Below are 26,935 nucleotides of genomic sequence, written 5' to 3' on the forward strand. Positions count from 1 at the left end.
GGGGCGTGAGCCACCTCACTTCGGTACCTCTCGAAGGGAAACCCTCGCCATGAGCGACTCGACTCGAACGCGGCAAGACCGCACCCATTGGCTGTATCTGGCCGTGATCGTCGCGGTGGTCGCCGGCGTCCTAGTCGGCTGGCTGGCGCCCGGCGTCGCGCAGTCGTTCGCCCCGCTCGGGACCATCTTCGTCAATCTCATCAAGATGATGATCGCTCCCGTCATCTTCTGCACCATCGTGCTCGGGATCGGCTCGGTGCGCGCGGCGGCCACGGTCGGCAAGGTCGGCGGCCTGGCGATCGGCTACTTCCTGATCATGTCGACCATCGCGCTCGGGATCGGCCTGGTGGTCGGCAACCTGTTGCAGCCGGGCACCGGGCTGAATATCGCCAAGTCGACCAATGCCGGTCACGATCTGGCCGACAAGGCACACAGCGCGGGCGGCACCTGGGACTTCATCCAGAACATCGTCCCTTCCACGCTGCTGTCCTCGCTCACCACGGGCAACGTCCTGCAGGCACTGTTCGTCGCCCTGCTGGTCGGTTTCGCGGTGCAGGCCATGGGCACGGCAGGCGAGCCGATCGTGCGCGGCGTGGCCCTGTTGCAGAAGCTGGTGTTCCGCATCCTGGTGATGATCCTGTGGCTGGCGCCGGTCGGCGCGTTCGGCGCGATCGCGAACGTGGTCGGCAAGACCGGCCTGGACGCGGTGGTGAAGCTGGGCACGCTGATGATCGCGTTCTACCTGACCTGCCTGGTGTTCGTCTTCGGTGTGCTGGGCGTGCTGCTGTGGGCGGTCTCGCGGGTGTCGATCTTCAAGCTGGTTCGCTACCTGGCGCGGGAGTATCTGCTGATCGTCGCGACGTCGTCCTCGGAATCCGCCCTGCCGCGTTTGATCGCGAAAATGGATCATCTGGGTGTCGAGCGCACCACCGTGGGTGTGGTTGTGCCGACCGGGTATTCGTTCAACCTGGACGGCACCGCCATCTACCTGACCATGGCGTCGCTGTTCATCGCCGAGGCGATGGGCAAGCCGCTGTCCATCGGCGAGCAGGTCGGCTTGCTGTTGTTCATGATCGTCGCGTCCAAGGGCGCGGCGGGCGTCACCGGCGCGGGTCTGGCCACGCTGGCCGGCGGATTGCAGAGCCACCGGCCCGAACTCCTCGACGGCGTCGGCGTGATCGTCGGCATCGACCGCTTCATGTCCGAGGCGCGGGCGCTGACCAACTTCTCCGGCAACGCGGCCGCCACCGTGCTGATCGGCACCTGGACCAAGACCGTCGACGTGGACCAGGTCCGCGCGGTGCTCGATCGCAAACTCCCCTTCGACGAGCGGACCATGGTCGACGACGACCACGGGACGCCGGGCGCACCGCTGACGCAGGAAGCCGAGGCCATAGACCTGGTCAAGGCCTGACGGCGCGGTGAACGACGAAGGGCCCGCAGGATCTGCGGGCCCTTCGTGGCGTCCGGGTCAGGCCGCCCACTTCTCCGGGTGCAGGTGGTGCTGGGTGAGGGCGGTGGCGTGGCCGTGCCCGAAACTGTGCTCGGTCTTCAGCCACTCGACGAGTTCCTTGTGCGAGGTCAATCCGGTGTCGCGCATGGCGGCCTTCCACTCGTCGATGGCGCGGCCGTACTTGGCCTCGATCGAGGGAAAGTAGGACGCGGGGCCGTGCGGCTTGGTCGCCATGGTCGATCTCCTTGCTCGTCGTGCGTTCGATGGTGATGACGGGGCGATCGTCGGCAACTCATCGGCGAGGCGGCGGATGTGATGCAGATCGCTGTGGAGCCGGATCCAGCTGGGGTGCGGTCGGATTCGGCGGCCGTTCGTGTCACGCGGTCGCGGCTATGCCGATGGCATCGGCCTCGCGCCGGTTCCGCAGGCCGTGCTCGCGGATGAGCAGCGCACCGGTCAGTGCGACCAGAGCGGCGGTCAGGCCGTGGATGCCGAACGCGGCTGCGGCGGAACCGTTCCAGCTCAGCACGGTGAGCATGTCGCCGGTCGGCACGAGGGAGACGACCAAGGTCACGATGCCGAGCGCGTACCGCTGCTTCAGGGCGAGCAGGACCAGGATCAGGAGGCCGAGGACGGTGTCGCGCACGCCTTTCAGGTTCATGAACGCCGCCGCGTCACCGTCCGGCCAGGCGGGAAGGCCGAAGCCGGGAGCGATGGTGTCGGGGGCGACCAGGTAGCTGATTCCGATGTAGAGGATGAACGCGGCGCCGATCAGGGACAGGACGGTGGCGATGCGGGAGAGGTTCATGGCGGTACTCCTGGGTGGCTATCTCTGCTCTGAAATCTAGCGCTGCTAGATATGATAGCGAGATTAATCGAGCTTCGATAGATTGTCTAGCGACGCTAGAATTGCTGTCATGACCACCCAGACGCGCAAAGAACGAGAGCGGGCCGAGCGCAGGCAGCGCATCGTGGACACCGCACGCGAGCTCGCCGAAGCGCAGGGTTGGGAGTCGGTGACGGTGCGCCGTCTCGCCGAACGGATCGAATACAGCCAGCCCGTGCTCTACAGCCACTTCGTGGGCAAGTCGGCGATCGTCTCGGCAGTCGCGGTGCAGGGATTCGCCGAACTGACCACAGTCGTACGGCAGGCGCACGCCGAGGCCACCGGCGACGCCGACCGGCTGCGCCGGGTCGCGCGGGCCTACCTGGAATTCGCCGCCGCCAACCCGGCGCTCTACGACGCGATGTTCCTCATGAGCACCGACCTCACCTTCGGACTGGAGGCCCCCCTGCCGCTGCGCGAGGGGTTCGCCGAGCTGGAAGCCATGTTCCGCCCGTTGGTCGACGATCCGGACCTCGGCGCCCGCACCGAGGTCGCCTGGAGCACCCTGCACGGCCTGGCCACGCTCGAACGCGGCGGCCGCCTACGTCCCGAGCTGCGCGACCAGCGATTGGACCTGCTGGTGGCGGAGTGGCTCGCCGCTGTCGGCGCGGACTAGCAGGCGGCGTCGGTGTTCGAGCCTTTCGTCGACGAGCGCGAGGTTCCGGAGCGGACTGCGAGTCCGGCCACGCTCGAATGGGCGTGCGCGACCGGAGTTGCATGACCAGTGCTCAGGCCTACTGGTCGGCGCGGGGCCCGAGTCGTGGTGTCGGTCGCCGGTAGCGTGGGGTCATGGCTGATGTGGTGGTTGTCGGTTCCGGGCCGAACGGGCTCACCGCCGCGGTGATCCTGGCCAGGGCGGGGCTGGCCGTAGAGGTCTACGAGGCCGAGGCGACGCCGGGGGGTGGATCGCGGACGGCCGAGCTGACGCTGCCCGGCTATCGGCACGACGTGTGCGCGGGCGCGCATCCGATGGCATTGGCGTCACCGGTGTTCCGCGCGTTCGATCTGACCGCGCACGGTGTCGAGTTGCTCGCCCCGGAGGTGTCCTACGCGCATCCGCTCGACGGCGGCGTGGCCGGGCTGGCTTGGCGGGATCTGGAGCGGACAGTCGATGGGCTCGGTCGCGACGGCGCGGCCTGGCGCAGGTTGTTCGCGCCGCTGGTGCGGCATTGGCCGGACGTGGTCGATGTCGGGATGTCGGATCTGCGCCGCGTGCCATCCGGGCTCGCCACCGCGATCCGCTTCGGCCTGCGTACGTTCGAGCAGGGATCGCCGCTGTGGGACGTCAGGTTTCGCGAACAGGTCGCGCCCGCCCTGCTGACCGGCGTCGCCACCCACGCCATCATCCCGCCGCGCGCGATCACGGCCGCCGGCGCCGGGCTGATGCTGGGCACCCTGGCCCATGCCGGGGGCTGGGTCCTTCCGCGCGGCGGCAGCCAAGCGATTCCCGACGCGCTGATCGCCGAACTCGAACGGCTCGGCGGCCGGGTGCACACCGGGCACCGGGTCGACTCGCTGGACGAGTTCGCCGACACCCGCGCGATCCTGCTCGACCTCGCCCCCGCCGAACTGCTGCGCATCGCGCAGCACCGATTGCCCGCGCGCTATGCCGGGCGGCTGCGGCGTTTCCGCTACGGCGGCGCGGCCTGCAAGGTCGACTTCGCGCTTTCCGGTCCGGTGCCGTGGCAGGCCGAGGGCTGTGCGCTGGCCGGAACGGTGCACGTGATCGGCACCCGCGCCGAGGCCATGGCGGCCGAGCACGCCGTCGCCATGGGCCGACACGCCGAAAGGCCCTACCTGCTGTCCATCCAGCCCGGCGTGGTCGACTCGACGCGCGCGCCCGCGGGCGGCCACACCTTCTACACCTACGCCCACGTGCCGAACGGCTCCACCCGCGACGTCAGCGAGGACGTGATCGCTCAGGTCGAGCGCTTCGCACCGGGGTTCCGCGATCTGATCGTGGCCAAGAACGTCCGCACCGCGGCCGAAATGCCCGCGCACAATGCCAACTACATCGGCGGCGACATCTCGGCGGGAGCGATGACCCTGCGCCAGTTCGCGTTCCGCCCGGCTCCGCGCTGGAATCCCTACGCCACACCCATTCCCGGCGTCTATCTGTGCTCGTCCGCCACCCCGCCGGGCCCCGGCGTGCACGGCATGAACGGTCTACACGCCGCACGCCACGCCCTGCGCGACCGTTTCGCCATCCGCACCGACCCTCTCGCCCTTCTGCGCACCCCCACCGCCGAGCTCCGCTGAGAACGCGCAGACCACGACGGCGGAGACCTACCCCTGGACGGCTTCGGTGCGGTAGAGGTCGGGTTCGAGGTAGATGACGCGAGCGGCGGGGACCGCCGCGCGGACGCGCGACTCGGCGTCATCGATCGCAGTCGCGATGGCGGCGACGTCCAGGCCGGGAACCACACCGACCTTCGCTGCCACGAGCAGCTCCTCCGGACCGAGGTACTGGGTCTTGAGGTGGATCACCCGATCGATACGGGTGTCGTCGACCAGGTTCGCGTGGATCAACCGGTTCTCATCGGGTGTGGCGCCCTCACCGATCAGCAGGCTCTGCATCTCCACGATCAGGACGATGGCGATGACACCGAGCAGCGCGCCGATGGCCAGGGTACCGAGGCCGTCCCAGACCGGGTCGCCGGTGAGCATGGTCAGGCCGACGCCCGCGAGCGCGAGAAGCAGGCCGATCAGCGCGCCGGTGTCCTCCAGCAGCACCACCGGAAGCTCGGGGCTGCGCGAATTGCGGATGAACCGCCACCAGCTCGCGTCGCCCTTGAGCGGCTTGGACTCCCGGACCGCCGTCGTGAAGCTGTAGATCTCCAGCCCGATCGCGATCAGCAGGATCACGATCGCCACGATCGGTGAACTGAGCTCCTCTGGATGCTGGATCTTGTGGATGCCTTCGTAGCTGGCATATCCGGAGCCGAGGGTGAACAGCACCAGCGCCACGATGAACGAATAGAAGTAGCGGTTGCGCGCGTACCCGAACGGGTGCAGCTCGGTTGCTTCCTTCGCGGCGCGACGCTGCCCGAGCAGCAGCAATCCCTGATTACCGGTATCGGCCACAGAGTGCACGGCCTCGGCGAGCATGGATCCCGAGCCGGTGATCGCCGCACCGACGAACTTCGCCGCGGCGATTCCCGCATTCGCGGTCAACGCCGCGATGATCGCCTTCTTGCCACCGCCAGCCGACATGGCAGCATGTCCTCTCTGTCATCGAGCTATCCGCGAACAGCCTAACGGGCGCAGTCGGACGTAGTTCGGCGTCAGCCCGCACAGCCGGAGCGGAGGCGGACGGCCATCCCGGACAGGTCAGGCGGTCGCCCCGACACACGCACAGAACAGCTGCACGTTGCCGCCCACCGCCTGGGCTCGAATGTCGGTGTCCGCGGCGGAAATCCAGGCCGCGCCGCCGCGGGTGAGCTCCAACGCGGAGTCGTCCTGGAACAGCCGCACTGTTCCCGCGGTGCACAGCACGATCCCCGGCCCCGCCGCGGTCAGCGGCACCCGCGCCGAGCCCGCGACGAGGTCGAAGCGCCGCAGCGCGAATTCCGGCGCGGGCGTGCGATAGCGCACCGACCCGCCGCTCGCCGGTTCCGGCAGCACGACGGGCAGGCTGATCGGCTCGAAGTCCAGCACCCGCAACAGCTCCGGCACGTCGACGTGCTTCGGGGTGAGGCCGCCGCGCAGCACGTTGTCGGAGTTGGCCATGATCTCCACCCCCAGCCCGCGCAGGTAGGCGTGCAGATTCCCGGCCGCGAGGAACAATCCCTGACCCGGCTCCAGGGTGACCCGGTTCAGCAGCAGCGCCGCGAGGACACCCGCGTCGCCGGGATAGGCCTCGGCGAGTTCGAGCGTGGTGCGGGCCTCGGCGGTGAACTCGCGCGCGCCCTTGCCGGACAGATACCGCACGCAGCCGTCCAGCACCGCGGGCAACAGCGTGGCCAGCACGTGCTGCGGCAGCGTGATCCAGGTGGTGAACAAGGTGCGCAGACCCGCCGAATCCGGTTGGGCGGCAAGTAGCTCGGCGTAGGAGCTGAGCGCGTCCACCGCCAGCGCGCGAAGCACCGCCACCGTGCGGTGCGGGTCGCGGAAACCCGCCAGCGCCTCGAACCGATCCAGCGCGACGACCAACTCGGGTTTGTGGTTCTCGTCGCGGTAGTTGCGCAGCGGCGAGTCGAATGGCACCTTGGACCGATTCTCCCGGTCGAAACCGGCCTTGGCCTGCGCCATGCTCGGATGGGCCTGGAGCGACAGCGGCTCCTCCGCGGCGAGGACCTTGAGCAGGAAGGGCAGCTTGCCGCCGAATTCCACTGCGGCGGCGCCCAATTCCCGATCCGGATCGGCGGCGACCAGCTCCAGCAGCGAGGTGCTGCGGTCGCCGAGCCTCACGTACGCGGGGTCGGCAGGGTGGGCGCCGAACCACAGTTCCGCCTCCGGATGGGCGGAGGGAACCGGCCTGCCGCACAGCTGAGCGAGCGCGGTGCGCGATCCCCAGGCATACGAACGGAGCGCACCAACGAGTTCGTGCACTAGTAGCTTCCCCCGAACTGCCCCTGGCTCTCGGCCGCGGCGTCGCGGAAGCCGATCAGCCGCAGGTAGGCGGCGGCCATCTCCAGTCGCAGCGCGAGCACCGCGAGCTGTTCGAGTTCGGTGCCTCGCCCGGGCGCGGACTCCTCGGCGCGGGTCGGTCCTGGCACGGTGGGGTCGGTCATCCCGGTGTGCAGCAGGTCGACGTCGGCGTTCACCAGATCGGCGTCCACCAGATTCGATCCGTCGCCGTCGAACACCGCGATGCGGCGGCGCGCGGCGGCGCGATCGTGATCGGCGCTGAGCACGAACACCCGGATGCGCTGCACCGGAGCGGGTCCGTCGAGTTCCTCGTCGTGGAACAGCGGATCGAAATCGGGGGCGGATTCGCCTGCGGCCTCGGTCATCTGGGCCTTCGCCGCCACGGCCTCGGCCAAGTCCACGGCGGTGGCCACCTTGCCCGCGGACTGCAGCAGCACCTCGGCGCCGTGTTCGGCCAGTTCGGCGGCGGCCGGTGAGTCGCCCGCGAGCACGACGCCACGCTGCTGCATGCGCGCGGCCAACGTCTTGGCGGGGTTGCGGAAGACCTCGTTGTGCGGACCGTCGCGCAGCGCTTCCGCGTCCAGCACGTCGGCCAGCTCGGTCAGTTCGGGGACGGCGACCCCGCTGCGCACCGGGTCGACCGCGCGCAGCACCGCGATTCCGGCGGCCAGGAAGCGCAGCAGGCGGTTGTGCCCGAGCACCTGCACCCTCGGCTCCAGCACGGCGGCGCGGCCGGACGCGGCGGCCCGTAGCGGCCCTTCGTGCGGTGCCGCGACGACCACCTCGGCGCCGCGACGCAACGCCCGGTCGACGGCGTCGATCAGCCGCGGGTCGCCCGCGTCGTCGCCGGCGACCAGCACGACATCCAGGGGCCCGACCCACGGCGGGAGGGCGGCGGCGGGCACGACGGGGAGGCCGGCGCGGTCGCCGAGCGCGGCGACGAGCAGTCCCGCCGCACGCGCGGCGCGCCCGGCACCGGAGACCAGTACCACGCTGCGTGGTCGCAGATCGGCCAGGCGGGCAAGCGCGTCCTCACCGACGGCCGCCGCGGTGGCGCGCACCTGGGCGCCGCCGGAAGCGGCCGAGCGCAGGGCGCCGCCGGCATCGGCTGCTTCGAGTGAAGCGGCATCGTCGAGGTCGAGCACCGGTGTTCCAGCGATCATCGGGCGTCCCACCTCCCCTCATCGCGCTGTATCGTTTCCGCCCCCGCGCCCACCCGGTCGGGGTGCCATACCGAGACCGAGTCGGGCGAATCCAAGGCCTGTGATTCCACTATTCCAGTCAGAAGCGCACGATGCTCAGGATCTCGGTTACGAGTGCGTCTACTTCCTCCGCCGATCGGGCCTCGACGTTCAGCCGGAGCAACGGCTCGGTATTCGACGCGCGCAAGTTGAACCAGGCGTTGTCGGCCAGCTGCACGGTCACCCCGTCCAGCCGGTCCACCGAGTGCGCCCGATCCGCGAAAGCATCCACCACGGCCATCGTCCGCGCCGCAGTGTCGGACACCGTGGAGTTGATCTCGCCGGAAGCCGCGTACGTCGCGTACGACGACATCAGTTCCGACACCGGCCGGTCCTTCTCGCCGAGCGCGGCCAGCACGTGCAGGGCCGCGAGCATGCCGGAGTCGGCGCCCCAGAAGTCGCGGAAGTAGTAGTGCGCGGAGTGCTCGCCGCCGAACACGGCTCCGGTGGCGGCCATTTCCTGCTTGATGAACGAGTGGCCGACCCGGGTGCGCACCGGCGTTCCGCCCAGCTCGTGCACCAGCTCCGGCACCGCACGCGACGTGATCAGGTTGTGGATGATCACCGCGCCCGGCTCCTTGGCCAGCTCGCGCTCGGCAACCAGGGCGGTGATCGCCGACGGCGACACCGGCTCGCCGTTCTCGTCGACCACGAAGCAGCGGTCGGCGTCGCCGTCGAAGGCAAGGCCGATGTCCGCGCCCGAGCTGCGGACCAGCTTCTGCAGGTCCACCAGGTTCGCCGGGTCGAGCGGGTTGGCCTCGTGGTTCGGGAAGCTGCCGTCCAGCTCGAAGTACAGCGGGACGATGGTCGCCTGCGGCAGCGCGCCCAGCACGGCGGGCACGGTGTGGCCGCCCATGCCGTTGCCCGCGTCCACGGCGACGGTGAGCGGGCGGATGCCGCCGAGATCGACCAGGCCGCGCAGGTAGGCCGCGTAGTCGGCGAGCAGATCGACTTCGGTCGCGGTGCCGCGATGGCCCGGGCGGTCGGGCACGCCTTCGATCAGCTCGTTCTTGATCGTGGCCAGGCCGGTGTCCTGCCCCACCGGGAGAGCCTTGGCGCGGCACAGCTTGATGCCGTTGTAGCGAGCCGGGTTGTGGCTGGCGGTGAACATGGCGCCAGGGCAGTCCAGGTGGCCGGAGGCGAAGTACAGCTGGTCGGTCGAGGCCAGGCCGATGTGCACCACGTCAAGGCCCTGGCCGAGCGCGCCGTCGGCGAAGGCGGCCGAGAGCTCGGGGGAGGAGTCCCGCATGTCGTGTCCGATGACGATCCGGCTCGCGCCCTCCGCGCGCATCAACCTGGCGAACGACGCGCCGACGTCCCTGACGAATTCCGTGTCGATCTGATCACCGACCACACCGCGAACGTCGTAAGCCTTGATCACCGCGTTCACGAATTCGGCAGAGCGGGCGACTGTCATGCCCAACACCATAGTGGTTGCGCGTGGCCGCTCCGACACCCTCCTAGCCGGATCAGGACGGTGGGTCGGGGAGCACGCGGAGATGGCCGCGGCGGCCGGTGCGTGTGGTGCGCGCCGGCGGGGGTGTGTAGTCGTGATAGCCGCGCTGCTCGCGTTCGGGCGGGCGGCGGCGCAGTCCGGCCTCGCGCACCGCCTCGGCGAGGGCGGTCAGATCGTCGTCGTCCGGTGTGCTGGAGGAGAATCCGCCTTCGTGGCGGACCATTTCCCAGCCCTTCGGCGCGGTGATTCGGGAGCCGTGCGTTTCGCAGAGATCCCAGGAGTGCGGTTCGGCGACCGTCGCGAGCGGCCCGACTACTGCCGTCGAATCCGAGTACACATAGGTGAGCGTCGCGACGGCCGGATTCTTGCAACCTGGACGGCAGCAACGACGCATGGGAATCACGCCGATGAGAGTAACCCCCCTCGCGCATCGATGGGGACAGACACGCTCGAGGAATCTCGGTCTGCTGTAAGCAGAACGAGGGCAGCATGGCATTCCGCGGGCCGGATGGCGCGGTCGGCGGTATGTCACGGAGCAGGAGATCTCGGGGTACCCCGCCGGAAGCGGGCGTACACCCGCGGTCGCCCGGCGCTCGGCCCCGCAACAGCATTCGGGCGCGGTCGGCGCGCGGATGGGTGCGAATTACTCGGCTTCCGGATCGATCACGTCCGGATCGACGCCGAGGTAGGTCGCGACTTGCTGGACCAGCACTTCACGCAGCAGATCCACCAGGTCGTCGGGGTCGCTGGCGCGCAGCTCGAGCGGCTTGCGGAACAGCACCACCCGCGCACGGGTCGCCGCGCCGTGCCGGTCGACGCCGGCCGGGATGAGCCGCGAGAGCGGAACCGGGCCGTCGGCCACCACCTCGTCCGGCCAGGTGACCGAATCCGGGTGCAGCGGACGGATTTTCGGAACGTCGTCGACGGCGATGTCCAGTTTGGTGAGCCGGTCGTGCCAGCGGGTGTCCAACGGGGCGAACGCCTCCAGCACCAGCCGGTCGAACTTCTGGCCGCGGGTCCGCCAGGCGGGCACCGTGGGTGGCAGCATCGGCCCGCGCACCCCGCGGCCGCGGCGGGTCACCGACCGGGCGGTCGGCGGTCGACGCTTACGGGAACGTGCCATGACACAAAATCTAGGCCAGCCGGCTCCGGCCGTCCGCATCGAGGCGGGTGATCTGTCGGTCGTGTCGCGTATGCCCGGAGCCGTCCTGGGGGGAGTGCGACTCCGGGCGCCGCGTACGTCTGTCAGCCGATGCCGCGCTTGAGGCGGCGGCGCTCCCGCTCGGAGAGCCCGCCCCAGATGCCGAAGCGCTCATCGTGTGCGAGTGCGTATTCCAGGCACTCGTCGCGTACTTCGCAGCCCATGCAGATCCGTTTGGCCTCACGGGTCGAGCCGCCCTTCTCGGGGAAGAACGCCTCCGGATCGGTCTGCGCGCACAGGGCACGCTCCTGCCACTGCTCTTCGATGGATTCGAACATCTCGTCGAAGCCGGTCACGACCAGGCTGAGCCGAGGCGCCGCGACTCCGTCACCCCCCTCTCCGTCCTTCCAGCCGTTGTCTGCGCAGACGCCACGTGCTGCGCCTGCTGTGGAATCGGTCGGCGAGACCATCTCGTTGGCCATCGCTCCGCCTCCTCACTGTGTGTTAGCGCAGAATGATTCTTTCCGTCGGACCAACACGCGCACCGACGGCCATACCCCGCGACGTTGTCCCGCGGACGTCCCCGAGCTTGTCATCCCTGTGCGAACATCTGTTCGAAATGCCGCTCGCGCCTTGGGCTCTCGCGCGAACCCGGAATGACATGACTGTGATTAGACACGCCGGACGCGTCGATGGTCAAGCCGCCGTCGCTATTCCGTTACTATCCGCAGCCGCATTCCGAACTGATCTTGCGCCGTGCAATAGCAAATAAACAGCAAATTTGCCGCGAAGGGGAGTTGCCACGCCACCGCATAGGCTGTGCGGATGTGACTGGACAACAAGCGGGCGGCACGCCCGCGAACGGACCCCGGATCGCCGTGCTGGTCGGCGGCGTTGGTGGCGCGCGCTTCCTTCATGGCGTCCGGGAACTGCTGCCGGAGGCCGACGTCGCCGCGATCGTGAACGTGGGCGACGACGTCTGGATGCACGGCCTCCGGATCTGTCCCGACCTCGACACCTGCATGTATACCCTCGGCGGCGGCATCGATACCGAGCGGGGCTGGGGCCGGGTCGGCGAGACCTGGCACGCCAAGGAGGAGCTCGCGAAATATCGCGCGCAGCCGGACTGGTTCGGCTTGGGGGACCGAGATATCGCCACGCATCTGATCCGGACCGAAATGTTGCGCGCCGGATACTCGCTCTCCGCGGTCACCGAAGCGCTGTGCAACCGGTGGCAGCCCGGCGTGAAACTGATCCCGGCAACCGACGATCGCTGCGAAACCCATGTCGTTGTGACCGATCCGGACAACCCTGGCGAACGGCGCGCGATCCATTTCCAGGAGTGGTGGGTTCGCTACCGCGCGAACATCGACACGCATGGATTCGCCACAATTGGCGCCGAGGAAGCCAAACCGGCGCCGAATGTGATCGATATCATAGAATCCGCCGATGTGGTCTTGCTCGCACCGTCGAACCCCGTCGTGAGCATCGGCGCCATCCTGGCGGTACCCGGTATTCGCGGCGCGCTGCGCACCACCGCGGCCAAGGTGATCGGCGTCTCCGGCGTCATCGATGGGAAGCCGTTGCGCGGCATGGCCGACGAATGCCTGTCGGTGATCGGTGTGGAGACCACGGCCGAGGCGATCGGCCGGCACTACGGCGCGCGTTCGGCCACCGGAATCCTGGACGGCTGGCTGATCCACAGCACCGACACCGCCGACGTGCCCGGCGTGGAAGTGCGCAGCGTGCCCTTGTTGATGACCGACCCGCCGACCACCGCCGAAATGGTGCGTCAGGCGCTGGATCTCGCCGGAGTCGAGCCGTGACCACATCGACCGATCACGCGGCCGGAGAGCTGCGCATCCTGCCCATCACCGGTCTTCCGGAATTCCGGCCCGGTGACGACCTCGCCGAACACATCGCGCGATGCGCGCCGTGGCTGGCCGACGGCGACGTGCTCGTGGTCACCAGCAAGATCGTCGCGAAGGTGGAAGGGCGCATCGTGGACGCGCCGCTGGACCCCGAGGAACGCGATGCCGCCCGGCGCATGCTCATCGATCAGGAAGCGGTGCGGGTGCTCGCCCGCAAAGGCCGCACGCTGATCACCGAGAACAAGCTCGGCATCGTGCAGGCGGCCTCCGGCGTCGACGGCTCGAACGTCGAGCAGGGCGAGCTGGTGCTGCTTCCCACCGACCCGGACGCCAGCGCCAAGGCGCTGCGCGCGGCGCTGGCCGAGCGGCTGCGCGTGACGGTCGCGGTCGTCGTCACCGACACGATGGGCCGCGCCTGGCGCAACGGACAGACCGATGCGGCCATCGGCGCCGCGGGGATTCGGGTGCTGCACGACTACGCGGGCGCGGTGGACGGTCAGGGCAACGAGCTGTACGTCACTCAGGTGGCCGTGGCGGACGAGCTGGCCGCCGCCGCGGACCTGGTGAAAGGCAAGCTGGGTGGTGTTCCGGTCGCCGTGGTGCGCGGGCTACCGGTCGTCGACGACGGATCCAGCGCCGCGGATCTGCTCCGCGGCGGCACCGAGGACCTGTTCTGGCTCGGCACCGCCGAGGCGATCGAGCGCGGGCGCAAAGAGGCGATCCTGCTGCGTCGCTCGATTCGTCGGTTCGCCGACATCCCGGTCGATCCCGAACGCATTCGGGCGGCGGTATCGGTCGCGCTGACCGCGCCCGCCCCGCATCACACCCGTCCGGTGCGGTTCGTCTGGCTGCGCAGGCCGGGGCTGCGTACGCAGCTGCTCGAGGCGATGGCGGAGAAGTGGCGCGAGGATCTGAGTTCCGACGGACTCACGCCGGAGCGGATCGAGCGCCGGATCGCCCGCGGGCGGATCCTGTTCGACGCTCCCGAGGTGATCATCCCGTTCTGCGTGCCGGACGGGGCGCACGACTATACGGACTCACTGCGCCGTGGGTACGAGCGCACGATGTTCACCGTCGCGGTGGGTGCGGCGGTGCAGGGATTGCTGGTCGCCTTGGCCGCCGAGGGGATCGGTAGCTGCTGGATCGGTTCGACCATCTTCGCGCCGGAGATCACCCGTGACGTCTTGGGCTTGGCCGAGGATTGGCGTCCGCTGGGTGCGATCGCCATCGGCCATCCGCTCGAAGAGCTGACCGCGCGGCCGGTGGTCGGCGCCGGTTCGGGGCTGGTCGAGCTGTGAGGGTTCGCGGGCGGGTCACGCCTGGCGCACGAGGGCGTCGCCGGTGAGCGCGGAATCCCTGCACGCCTCGGCGACTGCGCTGCTCGAATCATGGTGTCCGGCAACCGATTCGGATCGGTCGCTGCGCGAGGCGATGCTGGCCTTCCTCGGCTCGGCTCCGCGCGGGTGCCTGCGCGAGCACGTGCCGGGCCACATCACCGCCTCGGCGGTTGTCTTCTCTCCGGATGGCCGCGAGGTGCTGCTCACCTTGCATCCGCGCGTCGGGCGCTGGATCCAGCTCGGTGGCCACTGCGAGGAGCGCGACGACACCGTCGCGAGCGCCGCGCTGCGCGAAGCGACCGAGGAGTCGGGCATCGCGGGTCTGCGGCTGGAACCGGGGCTGTACGGCGCCCAGGCGCATCCCATCACCTGCTCGCTCGGTGTGCCCACCAGGCACCTGGACCTGCTGTTCCGCATCACTGCTCCCGCAGACGCGGTCCCGGTGCGCAGTCACGAATCCACCGATCTGCGCTGGTGGCCGGTGGACGCGTTGCCCGCCGACACCGACGTTCTGCTGCGTTAGCCACTCCCAGCACTCGAGCCCCGGTCGGATGCCTATCCGGCCGGGGTTTCTTCGTTCCCGCATCGTCTTTACAAATTGTCTGATTTGTCTAGACGGCCGACAAATTTGGGTCTATTGTCCATTTTGAGAGGTAATGCGCGTCACACGTGGCGCGTCGTTGGGAATGGAGACAACGATGTCGACGAACACCGACAGGGCCGTGCGGCCGGTCGAGGTACCGGCTTGGCGGGACCGCAAACGCTATCTGTGGCTGTGGGGGTTGTTCGCCCCTACGGGCCTGTTCACTATCGGGCTCCCGCTCATCTGGGCGTTGAACGAACTCGGCTGGCATCGCCTCGCGCACGTGCCGTTCTGGCTCGGACCGGTCCTGGTCTATGTGCTGATCCCGATCGCCGACATCTGCTTCGGCCCGGACGGTTCGAACCCGCCGGACGAGGTGATGGAGTACCTGGAGAACGACAAGTACTACCGCTACCTCACCTACCTGTACCTGCCGTTCCAGTACGCCACGCTGCTCATGGGCGCCTACCTGATCACCGCCGACGACGCGAGTTGGCTCGGCATCGATGGCGGACTGCAGGTGGTGGACAAGATCGGCCTGGCGATCACCGTCGGCATGATCGGCGGCATCGGCATCAACACCGCGCACGAACTCGGCCACAAGAAGGTGGACCTGGAACGCTGGCTCTCCCGCATCGCACTGGCCCAGTCGTTCTACGGGCACTTCTACATCGAGCACAACCGTGGCCACCACGTCCGCGTCGCGACGCCGGAGGATCCGGCCAGTTCCCGGGTGGGCGAGACCTTCTGGGCGTTCTGGCCGCGCACCGTGTGGGGCGGCCTGACGTCGTCCTGGCAGCTGGAGAAGGTCCGCCTGGAGCGGCTCGGCAAGAAGCCGTGGAGCCTGCGCAACGAAGTGCTCAGCGCCTGGCTCATGTCGGCCGGGCTGTACGCGGTGTTGCTCGCGGTGTTCGGCATCGAGCTGTTGCCGTACCTGATCCTGCAGGCCGTGGTCGGCTTCAGTCTGCTGGAGGCGGTCAACTATCTGGAGCACTACGGTCTGGTGCGCCAGCGCACGGCGAGCGGACGGTACGAGCGGCCCGGCCCGGTGCACAGCTGGAACAGCGACCACATCGTCACCAACATCTTCCTGTACCACCTGCAGCGGCACAGCGATCACCACGCCTACCCCACCCGGCGCTACCAGACGTTGCGCAGCTGGGACGGCGCGCCGAACCTGCCCAGCGGTTACGCCAGCATGATCCTGCTCGCCTATTTCCCGCCGCTGTGGCGCCGGGTCATGGACAAGCGGGTGCTCGCGCACTACGACGGCGACATCACCCGCGCCAACATCGATCCGGGCAAGCGGGACAAGGTCCTCGCACGCTACGTCCAAGACGTAGTCGCCGGGGGTGGGGCATGAGTGCTTTTCGCTGCCCCGTCTGCGACTACGTCTTCGACGAGGCGAAAGGCGCGCCACATGAGGGATTTCCACCGGGCACCAAGTGGGAGACGGTGCCGGACGACTGGTGCTGCCCGGACTGCGGCGTGCGGGAAAAGATCGACTTCGAGCCGATGCGGGCCACAGCATGAGCCGTCAGGCCAGGAGGCGACGGCTCGGAGTGACCACGGAGGGCTCCGCTCATACGGGAAAGGACGCAGCGAAATGACCGAATACAAGCTTTACCAGTGCATCCAGTGCGGCTTCGAATACGACGAGGCCGAGGGCTGGCCGGAAGACGGCATCGGGCCGGGAACCCGCTGGGACGACATCCCCGACGACTGGACCTGTCCGGACTGTGGCGCCGCCAAGGCGGACTTCTTCATGGTCGAAATCGAACGGTCGTGAGATTTTGACTGCGGCAGTCCCCCGTGACAGTGTCGCGGGTATGCCGCGCAACGGAACCAGGATTCCCTACCAGGAGGCCGCGCGGGACCTCCTGCGGACTTCGGTCCTGGACGCGATGCGCGAGCTGCTCACCGAGCGGGACTGGTCCAAGATCACGCTCGGTGACATCGCGGCCAGGGCGGGCGTGAGCAGGCAGACGCTCTACAACGAGTTCGGCTCGCGCAACGGCCTCACCCAGGCCTATGCCCTGCGCCTGGCCGACGACCTGGTCGACCACGTGGACGCGGCGATCAACGGCAACGTCGGTGACGCCCGCGCCGCGTTCCGCGACGGCATGGCCAACTTCTTCCTCGACGCTGCCGCCGACCCGCTGGTCCAGTCGCTGGTCGCGGGCGAGGTGAAGCTCGATCTGCTGCGGCTGATCACCCTCGATGCCGGGCCGTTGCTCGAACATGCGACCAAGCGGCTGGCGCGCGCCTTCCAGTACAGCTGGGTGGCGGCGTCGGCCGCCGAATCGGACGTGATCGCGCACGCGTTGGTGCGGATCGCCCTCAGCTACATCCCCACTCCGCCTGCTCCGGGGCGGGACGTGCCCGCGGAGCTGAGCGCACTCCTGAGTCCCTACGTGGAGGCGATCCTCGCCGCGCGGGTGCAGAGCTGAGCGGTCGCGGGCAATCGGCTCGCGACACACCAGTAGCTGTGCGGCAGCTTAAAAACCGACTACACGGCTTGCACTTGCCGACATGTTGCCGAGGTCAGCCGGTGTGCAACAGATCCGCTGTCTGCCAGTATTCTCAGCGGGTCGGGTCATCGAAGTTTCGTGTCTTCATTGAGTGGGGCAAAAGTGCAAACGGTTGGCAAACCGGCGGGATCGCCCGATCCCAAACGCCATCTGTGGGTTCTGGGCTTGCTCGCGCCGTCGTCGGCTTTGCTGCCGTCGCAGCTCGTGTTCCACACCGGTGTGGAGGTCTTCTGGTGGATCGGCCCGATCATCGTGCTGATCGTGATCCCGGTGCTGGACTGGGCTATCGGCGTGGACGGCAGCAACCCGAGGGACGAGGACTACGAGCTGCTGTCCAACGATCGGTACTACCGGTGGTGCACCTATCTGATGCTGCCGGTGCAGCTGATCGGACTGGTGATCGCGAGCTACATGTGGGCCGGTGACGAGCTCAGCGTGGTCGACAAACTCGGCTTGGCCGCGACCCTGGGGTTCGTCAGCGGCATCGGCATCAACGCCGCCCACGAACTCGGGCACCGGGTCGAGCACCTGGAGCGCTGGCTGGCCAAGATCGCCCTGGCCCAGTCCGGGTACGGGCACTTCTTCGTCGAACACAACCGCGGCCACCACGTGCGGGTGGCAACCCCGGAGGATCCGGCCAGCGCCAGGCTGGGGGAGTCGCTGTGGGAATTCCTGCCGCGCAGCGTGTCCGGGAGCTTCCGTTCGGCGATCGTCCTGGAGCGCGACCGTCTCGCGCGCAAGGGCAAGGGCTGGTGGAGCGTCGGCAACCATATCCTGCAGGCGTGGTCGATGACGGTGGTGCTGTTCGGCGCCCTGGTCGCGACGTTCGGCTATCAGGTGCTGCCCTGGCTCGCGCTGCAGGCCGTGATCGGCATCGGCCTGCTGGAGACGGTGAACTACGTCGAGCACTACGGCCTTTTGCGAGCCCGCCGCCCGAACGGCATGTACGCCCGCTGCTCGCCGCGCGACAGCTGGAACAGCGACCACCTGGTCACCAATATCTTCCTGTTCCACCTGCAGCGCCACAGCGACCATCACGCCAACCCCGGCCGCCGCTACCAGACACTGCGCAGCTCGGAGCAGGCCCCGCAACTGCCTGCGGGCTACGCCAGCATGATCGTGTTCGCCGCCATCCCGCCGCTGTGGCGGTGGGTGATGGACGCGCGCGTACTCGCCCATTACGGCGGCGACGTCACGCTGGCGAACATCCAGCCGCGCAAGCGGCGCCGGATCCTGGCTGCCCGCGGGGTGACCGCGTAGTCCGCACCCGGTCGGGAGCGACTAGCCTTGCCTCGGTACTTGCCGAACCAGGAGAGGCTGATGACCACCTCAGAACTTCCCGCACGCACGTCGTTGACCGCCGATGTCCGCAACGGCATCGACTACAAGGTGGCGGATCTGTCGCTGGCCGACTTCGGCCGCAAGGAGATCCGCCTCGCCGAACACGAGATGCCCGGTCTGATGGCGTTGCGCCGTGAGTACGCCGAGGTGCGGCCGCTGCAGGGCGGGCGCATCTCCGGCTCGCTGCACATGACGGTGCAGACCGCGGTGCTGATCGAGACCCTCACGGCGCTGGGCGCGCAGGTGCGCTGGGCCTCGTGCAACATCTTCTCCACCCAGGACCACTCGGCGGCCGCCGTGGTCGTCGGCCCGCACGGCACCGTCGACGAGCCCAAGGGCACCCCGGTGTTCGCCTGGAAGGGCGAGACCCTGGAGGAGTACTGGTGGGCCGCCGAGCAGATGCTCACCTGGCCGGACGAGCCGGCCAATATGATCCTCGACGATGGCGGCGACGCCACCATGCTGGTGCTGCGTGGCGCGCAGTTCGAGAAGGCGGGCGTGGTTCCGCCGGAGGACGCCGACCACTCGGCCGAGTACAAGGTGTTCCTGAACCTGCTGCGCGAGCGGTTCGAGACCGACCGGGGCAAGTGGAGCGGCATCGCCGAATCGGTTCGCGGCGTCACCGAGGAGACCACCACCGGCGTGCTGCGGCTCTACCAGTTCGCGGCGGCGGGCGAGTTGGTCTTCCCGGCGATCAACGTCAACGACTCGGTCACCAAGAGCAAGTTCGACAACAAGTACGGCACCCGCCACTCGCTGATCGACGGCATCAACCGCGGCACCGACGTGCTGATCGGCGGCAAGAAGGTATTGATCTGTGGCTACGGTGATGTCGGCAAGGGCTGCGCGGAATCGCTTGCCGGACAGGGCGCCCGCGTGCAGGTCACCGAGATCGATCCGATCAACGCCCTGCAGGCGCTGATGGACGGCTACGACGTGGTGACCGCGGAGAAGGCGATCGGCGAGGCCGACATCGTCATCACCGCGACCGGCAACAAGGACATCATCACCCTCGAGCACATGAAGGCGATGAAGGACCAGGCCATCCTGGGCAACATCGGTCACTTCGACAACGAGATCGACATCGCGGCGCTGGAGCGTTCCGGCGCAACGAAATTGAACATCAAGCCGCAGGTCGACCTGTGGACCTTCAAGGAGACCGGCCGCTCGATCCTGCTGCTGTCGGAGGGACGTCTGCTGAATCTCGGCAACGCGACCGGCCATCCGTCGTTCGTGATGTCCAACAGTTTCTCCAACCAGGTGATCGCGCAGATCGAGCTGTGGACCAAGCCCGACGAGTACGACAACGAGGTCTACCGCCTGCCGAAGCACTTGGACGAGAAGGTCGCCCGCATCCACGTCGAGGCGCTCGGCGGCGAGCTGACCAAGCTCACCAAGGACCAGGCCGAGTACATCGGTGTGGACGTGGAGGGCCCGTACAAGCCGGACCACTACCGCTACTGAGCGCGCAGCGCGCATGACGGAGCCGAGCGCAGGCGAGGCATGGTCATGAGCGGGTCCCGTCGGCCTCCGGTCGGCGGGACCGCGCTCCGGGCCCGCCGACCGCTCCACCGGTCCCGCCGACCGGCGCGACCATCTCGGCATCCGCGCTGGTCAGCCGGTGTCGATCGCGCGGCAGCGGCGGGGTACCCTGCCTGGCTATGGGAGTGTTGATTGCCGTCGAAGGCATCGACGGGGCGGGCAAGAGGACGCTGATCGAGCGGGTCGTCGCCGATCTGCGGGGTCGTGGGCTGCGCGTCGCCACGATGGCCTTCCCGCGCTACCGCGTCTCGGTGCACGCCGACCTGGCAGCCGAGGCGCTGCGCGGCGCGCACGGCGACCTCGCCGACTCGGTCAGCGGCATGGCGCTGCTGTTCGCGCTGGACCGCGCGGGCGCCCACGACGAGCTGTCGAAGCTGTTGGCCGACAACGACATCGTGCTCCTGGACCGCTACGTCGCCTCCAGCGCCGCCTATTCCGCCGCGCGGCTCTGCCAGTCGGCCGACGGCGAAATCGTAGACTGGGTGGGCGAATTGGAGTTCGGCAGATTCGCCCTGCCCGCGCCCGCGCTACAGGTGTTGCTGGACGTGCCGACCGAGCTGGCCGTCGAGCGCGCCCGCAGGCGAGGCGAACTCGACGCCGAACGCGCACCGGACGCCTACGAGCGGGATGGTGGTCTGCAGCACCGGACCGGCGCGGTGTACCGTGAGCTGGCCGAACGCCACTGGCACGGGCCCTGGTGGACATATCGATCCGAGGACGATCCCGCTACGCTGGCCGCGCGAATCGCCGAAATCGTTGGTCGATAAGGTTGGTTGTGCCCCGGGTTCGCACCAGTGTTGGCGTGGCGGCCCGATCCTCGCCTGGGAGATGACAACATAGTAGTTATGAAGCCGAAGATTCTGGTCGTCGACGACGATATGGCACTCGCTGAGATGCTCACGATCGTCCTGCGCGGGGAAGGGTTCGACCCGCACGTGGTCGGCGACGGCACGCAGGCCCTGGCGGCGGTTCGCGAGATCCGCCCCGATCTGGTGTTGCTGGACCTGATGCTGCCCGGCATGAACGGCATCGACGTGTGCCGCGTGCTGCGGGCCGATTCCGGGGTTCCGATCGTGATGCTCACGGCCAAGACCGACACGGTCGACGTCGTGCTGGGTCTGGAATCGGGCGCCGACGACTACATCGTCAAGCCGTTCAAACCGAAGGAACTCGTCGCCCGGGTGCGCGCCCGCCTGCGTCGTACCGAGGAGGAGCCCGCCGAGCTGCTGTCGATCGCGGATATCGTGATCGATGTGCCCGCGCACAAGGTCAGCCGCGGCGGTGCCCAGATCTCGCTGACGCCGCTGGAGTTCGACCTGCTCGTCGCGCTGGCCAGGAAGCCGCGCCAGGTGTTCACCCGTGAGGTCCTGCTCGAGCAGGTCTGGGGCTACCGGCACGCCGCCGATACCCGGCTGGTGAACGTCCACGTGCAGCGCTTGCGGGCGAAGGTCGAGAAGGATCCCGAGAACCCGGAGATCGTGCTGACCGTCCGCGGTGTCGGGTACAAGGCCGGACCGCCGTGATCCGCTCCGAGCTGAGGGCCCGGGGGCGGTAGGTTGCCTGACCACGAAGGGCCCCGCGAAGGCCGGGCGGCAGATCTCACCGGCGTGATCGCGCGTCTGCAACGCGCGCTGGCACCGGTGGTCGCCTGGTTCCAAGCGGTCGGCATTGCCCTCGGCCATCTCTGGCGCCGTTCGCTGCAGCTGCGCGTCATCGTGTCGACACTGACGTTGTCGCTGATCGTCATCACGATCCTCGGCGTGGTGCTCACCAGTCAGATCACCGACCGGCTGCTCGATGCCAAGATCAACGCGGCGGTCGAGGAGATGGACCGGGCGCGCAACACGGTGCAGAGCCAGCTGGCGGGTGTGCACGATATCGGCGCCCAGCCACAGCGGCTGGAGGAGGCACGCAACGCGCTGTCCAGCCGCGGCGGTACGGGGCAATCCACCGGCGCCGCAGGCACTTTCGATACGGCGCTGAGCGTCATCGGCGGCATGCCGCCGCAGCAGATCAACCGCGGCCCGATCGAGGAGGTGCCCGACGAGCTGCGCCGGTTCGTGCAGCGTAACCAGGTCAGCTATCAGTTCGCCACGGTCGCCGACGCGGACGGCTACCACGGCCGCGCGCTGATCATCGGCAGTCCCAGCGCCGAGATCCCGACCCTGGAGATCTATCTGATCTTCCCGCTGGCCAACGAGGAGCGCAGCCTCGCGCTGATGCGCGGCACCATGCTGGTCGGCGGGGTCGTGCTGCTGGTGTTGCTGGCCGCGATCACCGCTCTGGTCACCAGGCAGGTGGTCCTGCCGATCCGTTCCGCGGCCCGGATCGCGGGCCGGTTCGCCGACGGCAGGCTCAAGGAACGCATGCTGGTTCGTGGCGAGGACGACATGGCGCGGCTGGCCCAGGCGTTCAACGAGATGGCCGAGAGCCTGTCCAATCAGATCACCCAGCTGGAAGAGTTCGGCAATCTCCAGCGACGGTTCACCTCCGACGTCAGTCATGAGTTGCGCACCCCGCTCACCACCGTGCGCATGGCCGCCGACCTGATCCACGGCAGCAGCGACGACCTCGACCCCGCTCTTGCCCGCAGCGCCGAGCTGCTGGTCAACGAGCTGGATCGGTTCGAGGGTCTGCTCAACGACCTGCTCGAGATCAGCAGGCACGACGCGGGCGTCGCCGAACTGCAGGTCGAGTCGCTGGACGTGCGGATGTGCGCGCGGGCCGCGATCTCCACCGTGCGGCACCTGGCCAAGGACGCCGGGGTCGAGGTGATCACCGATATGCCGGAGGAGCCGCTGGTCGCCGAGGTCGATCCGCGCCGCGTGGAGCGCGTGCTGCGCAATCTGCTCGCCAACGCGATCGACCACAGCGAGGGCAAGCCGGTGCTGCTGCGGATGCGCGGCGATGCCGAGGCCAACGCGGTCGCCGTCGTCGTGCGCGATCAGGGCGTCGGTCTGCGGCCCGGCGAGGAGAAGCTGGTCTTCAACCGGTTCTGGCGCTCGGACCCGTCCCGGATGCGCCGCTCCGGCGGCACCGGTCTCGGCCTCTCGATCAGCGTGGAGGACGCGAACCTGCACGAGGGCAAGCTGGAGGCATGGGGCGAGGTCGGCGTCGGCGCGAGCTTCCGCCTGACGCTGCCGCTGGTGCGCGGGAAGAAACTCGGCCCGAGCCCGTTGCCGCTGGAGCCCGCCCGCAAGCAGATGCGTGTGGTCGAGACGGAACTGCCGGCCGAGTCCCCTGCTGTGGATGCGGTCGCCATCGCGGAGGGCGCGGGTCCGGGGGCAGTCGCGGCGCATGCCACAGATGCGGCGGCTGCGCATGCGGAGACGTCCACTGCGCAGGTGGCGGATGCCGAGCGAGACGCAAGGGACCCGAGCAGTGTGCACGTCGTGGGCGCGCAGTCGGATACCGCCGCACAGTCGGCAGCCGTGGACGCGGGGGCGTCCACTCCGGCGGCGGATGCCACGGAGTCGAGCGTGGCGGAGCCGAACAGTGTGCGGACCGTGGACGCGGAGTCGACCGTTGTCGAGCCGGGCGCCGGGCGCGACGACCTGGAATCGAATACTGCCGGTTCGGCTCCTGCCGGTTCGGACGTCCTGCACGCGGACGGCTCGAGCACACAGACCGAGCCGGAAGCCGCCGAGGCGGGCGATTCACGCGCGGAGCCGGACACCGCCGAAGCGGACAGTGTGCGCACGGACGACGTGAGCGCGGATCCCACGCAGCCGGATGCGGCACGGGCTGGGGTCACGGAATCGAGCGCGGCCGAGTCGGACCGGGCGGAGTGGAGCAATGGCGAGTCGGATGTGGAGGAGCCGGGCAACGGCGTGTCGGATGCGGCGCGCGTTCGGGGCACAACCGCGCCGGGTGCTATGACGACACCCGGCGACAGCACCCCGTCCGATGACGCGCCGATGTCCGCTCCGAACGGATCGCAGGCGCCGGAATCGGCGCAGGCGGGTGGCAGCGGAGCACGCGAATCCGGGGACGGACAGTCATGAGGACGCGTGCCAAGTCTACGCGGCCGCGGCGGTTGACCGTGCTGGTCGCGGCGCTTCTAGCGGTCTTGTCGCCGCTCACCGCGTGCGCCAGCCTGCCGGAGTCCTCCGCACCGGAAGCCCTGGGCACCATCAACCGCGAGCCCACGCCCGAGGGCCCGCCGCCGCCGGTCGCCAACCGCGATCCCGACCTACTCTTGCGCGACTTCCTCCAAGCCGCCGCCGACCCGGCCAACCGGCATCTGGCCGCCCGCCAGTACATGACGCCCGCCGCCTCCACCCAGTGGGACGACGCCGCGGGCACCGTCATCGTGGAAAAGCCCGACACGCTGCGGGAATCGCGCTCCGGCGACAAGGCCACCTACAAGATCCGCGCCCGCAAGGTCGGCGAGCTGGCCGCCGACGGCGGATACCGGCCCAGCGAAGACATCGTCATCGTCGAGAACAAGATCGAGCTGACCAAGGTCGACGGCGAGTGGCGCATCGATGAGCTGCCCGACGGCGTCGTGATGGACTCCACCGCGTTCTTCAAGTCCTACCGGCGCTACGCGCTGTACTTCGCCGATCCCAGCGGCAACACGACGGTCCCGGATCTGCGCTGGATCTCGGTGCCGAAGGGCCAGTTGACCCAGCGATTGCTGAGTTCGCTGATCGAGGGGCCGCAGCCGGCCCTCGCGTCCGTCCTGCGCAACGAGCTGGCGCCGCCGGTCGCGCTGCGCGGCCAGGTCACCAAGATGAACGGCGACCCGGAAGGTGTCGGCATCGGACTCGGCGGCGTCAAGATCGACTTCGCCGGGGCGTCGGCGCTGAATCCGCGCGATCGAGAAGTGCTGGCCGCCCAAGTGGTGCTCACGCTCTCCAGCGCCGACATCCTCGGCCCCTACGTGCTGCTCGCCGACGGCAAGCCGCTGGACGAACGGTTCGCCGCGAACGGATGGAGCGTCGCGGACGTGCAGCAGTTCAATCCGGGCACTTCCATGCGCAACCAGGCCGGGTTGCACGCGCTGCGCGCCGGGGGGCTGGTGCAGGTCACCGACAGCGGCAGCGCGCCGACGCCGGGCTACTTCGGCCGGGTGAACAACCTGCAGTCGGCGTCGCTGTCTCCGGATGGTCAGCTGGTCGCCGCGGTGGCCGAGGCGGGCAGGCCCGCGGGCGAGCCGTCGCGCGCCTTGATGGTCGGCACCTACGGCGGCAACGCCTTTCCCGTCGCCGAGGGCTTCACCATCACCCGGCCGTCATGGACCGCCGACGGCAGCGCGGCGTGGGCGGTGCTCGACGGTGGGCGGGTCATCCGCGCGGTCCACGACCGCGCCACCGGGAATGTATCGGTGCAGAATGTGGACATCTCGGCGCTGACGGCGGCCTCCTCGGCCACCGCGCCCCGGTTGCCGATCACCGAACTCCGGATCTCCCGATCGGGGGTGCGGGCAGCGATGATCGCCGACGGCAAGGTGTATGTCGCGGTCGTCGTGCCACAACCCGACGGAAAGTTGACCCTGACCTCCGCGCTTCCCGTCGGCGTCGGCCTCAGCACAGCCGCGGTGTCGGTGGACTGGCTCGACGCCGACACGATCATCATCGCGCGCGAAGGAAATGTCGACCCGGTGAGCACGGTTTCGGCGGACGGATCCGAGCCGACCGCGCTGACGTCACAGAACCTGACGGCGCCGGCGCGCTCGGTGAGCGCGAGTCCGGATCACCAGTACGTGGCCGACTCGCGCGCGGTGCTGGAACTGACCTCGGCCCCGGACCAGGGGCAGCCTTATTGGCGCGAGGTCCCCGGACTGGGCGCTAACGCCCTACCGGTGCTTCCCGGCTGACCGCGGCTAGCCAGCCTCTCCGGGTATTCAGGCCGTGCCACAGGGCTTACGTTCAGGTCTTGCCTCGGGTGCCGAGCAAGTTTCGGGCGTGCCCGATGAGTTACCCACGTCCGCGCGAGATCAGTCGGCGCGATCGGGGATGGGGGATCCGCGGCGTCCGGTGCGGCGTGTTCTTTCGGCTCGCGCTCCAGCTCCCCCACAGTTGAGATCGCCGCCCTTGGTGGCTCCCTTCGATATGCGCCGGAGCTGCCCGCAGTACCTTGCTGCCGGGAATGTGCAGTGTAAACGGCTTCGCCACAAGGGAATCAGTGTTCCGGCAGCGGGCGGCGCACGCGATTGACCCAACTTGTCGGCGGGCGGGTGCACACTCGGGCGATGCGAACCCTGCTCGATCTGGTGTTGCCCGCCTCCTGTGCGGGCTGCGGCCGTGCCGGCGCCGGTTGGTGCGCCAAATGCGACGCGGCGCTGGCCGGTCCGCCGGTACGAGTATGGCCGCGCACCGATCCCGGAGTCCCGTGCTGGGCGCTCGCGCCGTACGCGGGCCCCGTGCGCCGGGCGGTGCTCGCCGCGAAGGAACGCGGGCGGCGGGATCTCGCGGAGCCGCTGGGCGCCGCGCTCGCGGGTGGGCTCGCCGAGCTGCGGTCGGCACGGCGGCCGCTGGTGCTGGTTCCGGCGCCGAGCCGGGTCGTGGCGGCGCGGCGCAGAGGCGGCGATCCGGTGTTGCGTTCGGCGCGGGTCGCTACACGATGGCTTCCTGATAGCCGGGTGGTATCACTGTTGCGCATGGGGCCTGGGGTGCGTGATTCGGTGGGCTTGACACCCGCCGAGCGGGCTCGCAACCTGGGCGGGCGGGTGACCACGGCACCCGGTCGCGTCGCCGACTGGGGAATTCCGCCGAACGCCGAGGTGGTGGTCATCGACGACGTGCTGACCACCGGCGCGACGGCCCGCGAATCGGTACACGCACTGGGGCTGATGGGATTGCCGACACGTGGCGTTCTGGTTACTTGCGCTGCTTGACTCCGGGAAATTTGCGTGAACACTGGCGATCGGCCCGTTGGCGTACTAGCGTCGCGAACACACACCCGAACCGGGAGTTTGGAGGTGGCGCCTCGGACAACTCGTGCCGAGCCATTGTCGAT

Annotated in this window: 25 protein-coding genes and 1 pseudogene; 17 read left to right on the forward strand and 9 right to left on the reverse strand. The window is 68.9% G+C overall.

Annotated features, from left to right (window positions below):
• The first annotated feature begins 49 nt into the window (after positions 1–49).
• On the forward strand, positions 50–1,414 hold the full coding sequence (locus OHA40_RS22220; protein ID WP_330228816.1) for a cation:dicarboxylate symporter family transporter: 1,365 nt from the start codon (positions 50–52) through the stop codon (positions 1,412–1,414).
• A gap of 57 nt (positions 1,415–1,471) precedes the next feature.
• Here the strand turns inward: OHA40_RS22220 and OHA40_RS22225 are convergent, their stop codons facing one another.
• Both OHA40_RS22225 and OHA40_RS22230 read right to left on the reverse strand, forming a co-directional pair.
• Positions 1,472–1,687 (reverse strand): DUF4287 domain-containing protein, encoded by a 216-nt coding sequence (locus tag OHA40_RS22225; RefSeq protein WP_330228817.1) that lies wholly within the window; start codon positions 1,685–1,687, stop codon positions 1,472–1,474.
• 142 nt (positions 1,688–1,829) lie between these two features.
• Positions 1,830–2,261 carry a DUF4267 domain-containing protein gene (locus OHA40_RS22230; RefSeq protein ID WP_330228818.1) on the reverse strand — a complete coding sequence of 144 codons (432 nt, stop codon included), beginning with the start codon at positions 2,259–2,261 and terminating at the stop codon, positions 1,830–1,832.
• A 109-nt stretch (positions 2,262–2,370) separates the two neighbouring features.
• On the opposite strand from OHA40_RS22230, the gene OHA40_RS22235 reads away from it, so the two are divergent.
• Positions 2,371–2,955, forward strand: a complete 585-nt coding sequence (locus OHA40_RS22235) for a TetR/AcrR family transcriptional regulator (RefSeq protein WP_330228819.1) — start codon at positions 2,371–2,373, stop codon at positions 2,953–2,955.
• A 173-nt stretch (positions 2,956–3,128) separates the two neighbouring features.
• Positions 3,129–4,598, forward strand: coding sequence for a phytoene desaturase family protein (locus OHA40_RS22240; RefSeq protein ID WP_330228820.1), 1,470 nt, complete (start codon positions 3,129–3,131; stop codon positions 4,596–4,598).
• 27 nt (positions 4,599–4,625) lie between these two features.
• Here OHA40_RS22240 and OHA40_RS22245 read toward each other — a convergent pair whose 3' ends face one another.
• From OHA40_RS22245 to OHA40_RS22275, 7 genes are all read right to left on the reverse strand, one after another.
• Positions 4,626–5,552, reverse strand: a complete 927-nt coding sequence (locus tag OHA40_RS22245) for a cation diffusion facilitator family transporter (RefSeq protein WP_330228821.1) — start codon at positions 5,550–5,552, stop codon at positions 4,626–4,628.
• A gap of 117 nt (positions 5,553–5,669) precedes the next feature.
• Entirely contained in the window at positions 5,670–6,890 is a 1,221-nt protein-coding gene (gene manA, locus OHA40_RS22250; protein ID WP_330228822.1) for a mannose-6-phosphate isomerase, class I, read from the reverse strand.
• Complete coding sequence (locus OHA40_RS22255; protein ID WP_330228823.1) at positions 6,890–8,092, reverse strand: tobH protein; 1,203 nt, start codon at positions 8,090–8,092, stop codon at positions 6,890–6,892. Before OHA40_RS22255 ends, manA begins: the two co-directional genes overlap by 1 nt.
• Positions 8,093–8,210: 118 nt before the next feature.
• A complete protein-coding gene (locus tag OHA40_RS22260; protein WP_330228824.1) occupies positions 8,211–9,587 on the reverse strand; it encodes a phosphomannomutase/phosphoglucomutase in 1,377 nt (458 codons plus the stop codon).
• A gap of 52 nt (positions 9,588–9,639) precedes the next feature.
• Positions 9,640–10,020, reverse strand: coding sequence for a DUF3499 domain-containing protein (locus OHA40_RS22265; protein WP_442944071.1), 381 nt, complete (start codon positions 10,018–10,020; stop codon positions 9,640–9,642).
• A gap of 249 nt (positions 10,021–10,269) precedes the next feature.
• On the reverse strand, positions 10,270–10,749 hold the full coding sequence (locus tag OHA40_RS22270) for a metallopeptidase family protein (RefSeq protein ID WP_330228826.1): 480 nt from the start codon (positions 10,747–10,749) through the stop codon (positions 10,270–10,272).
• Between the two features lie 122 nt (positions 10,750–10,871).
• Positions 10,872–11,105, reverse strand: coding sequence for a WhiB family transcriptional regulator (locus OHA40_RS22275; RefSeq protein ID WP_029901515.1), 234 nt, complete (start codon positions 11,103–11,105; stop codon positions 10,872–10,874).
• A gap of 489 nt (positions 11,106–11,594) precedes the next feature.
• On the opposite strand from OHA40_RS22275, the gene cofD reads away from it, so the two are divergent.
• From cofD to OHA40_RS22345, 14 genes and pseudogenes are all read left to right on the forward strand, one after another.
• Entirely contained in the window at positions 11,595–12,593 is a 999-nt protein-coding gene (gene cofD / locus OHA40_RS22280) for a 2-phospho-L-lactate transferase (RefSeq protein ID WP_330228827.1), read from the forward strand.
• Positions 12,590–13,936 carry a coenzyme F420-0:L-glutamate ligase gene (locus OHA40_RS22285; protein WP_330228828.1) on the forward strand — a complete coding sequence of 449 codons (1,347 nt, stop codon included), beginning with the start codon at positions 12,590–12,592 and terminating at the stop codon, positions 13,934–13,936. Before cofD ends, OHA40_RS22285 begins: the two co-directional genes overlap by 4 nt.
• A gap of 43 nt (positions 13,937–13,979) precedes the next feature.
• Entirely contained in the window at positions 13,980–14,498 is a 519-nt protein-coding gene (locus OHA40_RS22290) for an NUDIX hydrolase (RefSeq protein ID WP_330228829.1), read from the forward strand.
• 175 nt (positions 14,499–14,673) lie between these two features.
• Entirely contained in the window at positions 14,674–15,921 is a 1,248-nt protein-coding gene (locus OHA40_RS22295; RefSeq protein ID WP_330228830.1) for an alkane 1-monooxygenase, read from the forward strand.
• Entirely contained in the window at positions 15,918–16,091 is a 174-nt protein-coding gene (locus OHA40_RS22300) for a rubredoxin (RefSeq protein WP_330228831.1), read from the forward strand. Before OHA40_RS22295 ends, OHA40_RS22300 begins: the two co-directional genes overlap by 4 nt.
• Before the next feature lie 73 nt (positions 16,092–16,164).
• On the forward strand, positions 16,165–16,347 hold the full coding sequence (locus OHA40_RS22305) for a rubredoxin (protein WP_330228832.1): 183 nt from the start codon (positions 16,165–16,167) through the stop codon (positions 16,345–16,347).
• A 40-nt stretch (positions 16,348–16,387) separates the two neighbouring features.
• Entirely contained in the window at positions 16,388–17,008 is a 621-nt protein-coding gene (locus OHA40_RS22310) for a TetR/AcrR family transcriptional regulator (RefSeq protein ID WP_330228833.1), read from the forward strand.
• Between the two features lie 246 nt (positions 17,009–17,254).
• Positions 17,255–18,349, forward strand: a complete 1,095-nt coding sequence (locus tag OHA40_RS22315; protein WP_330228834.1) for an alkane 1-monooxygenase — start codon at positions 17,255–17,257, stop codon at positions 18,347–18,349.
• A gap of 60 nt (positions 18,350–18,409) precedes the next feature.
• Entirely contained in the window at positions 18,410–19,894 is a 1,485-nt protein-coding gene (ahcY, locus tag OHA40_RS22320) for an adenosylhomocysteinase (RefSeq protein ID WP_330228835.1), read from the forward strand.
• Between the two features lie 197 nt (positions 19,895–20,091).
• On the forward strand, positions 20,092–20,739 hold the full coding sequence (locus tag OHA40_RS22325) for a dTMP kinase (RefSeq protein ID WP_330228836.1): 648 nt from the start codon (positions 20,092–20,094) through the stop codon (positions 20,737–20,739).
• Positions 20,740–20,817: 78 nt separating this feature from the next.
• Complete coding sequence (gene mtrA / locus OHA40_RS22330) at positions 20,818–21,495, forward strand: MtrAB system response regulator MtrA (protein WP_039800350.1); 678 nt, start codon at positions 20,818–20,820, stop codon at positions 21,493–21,495.
• 96 nt (positions 21,496–21,591) lie between these two features.
• Positions 21,592–23,343, forward strand: a pseudogene (gene mtrB / locus OHA40_RS22335) (MtrAB system histidine kinase MtrB); the annotation flags it as partial.
• Positions 23,344–23,972: 629 nt separating this feature from the next.
• On the forward strand, positions 23,973–25,793 hold the full coding sequence (gene lpqB / locus OHA40_RS22340; protein ID WP_330228837.1) for an MtrAB system accessory lipoprotein LpqB: 1,821 nt from the start codon (positions 23,973–23,975) through the stop codon (positions 25,791–25,793).
• 375 nt (positions 25,794–26,168) lie between these two features.
• The gene (locus OHA40_RS22345) at positions 26,169–26,813 is read left to right on the forward strand and encodes a ComF family protein (RefSeq protein WP_330228838.1); all 645 of its coding nucleotides are present in this window, start codon (positions 26,169–26,171) and stop codon (positions 26,811–26,813) included.
• Positions 26,814–26,935: the final 122 nt, after the last annotated feature.

The sequence above is a fragment of the Nocardia sp. NBC_00508 genome, from assembly GCF_036346875.1.
GTDB lineage: Bacteria > Actinomycetota > Actinomycetes > Mycobacteriales > Mycobacteriaceae > Nocardia.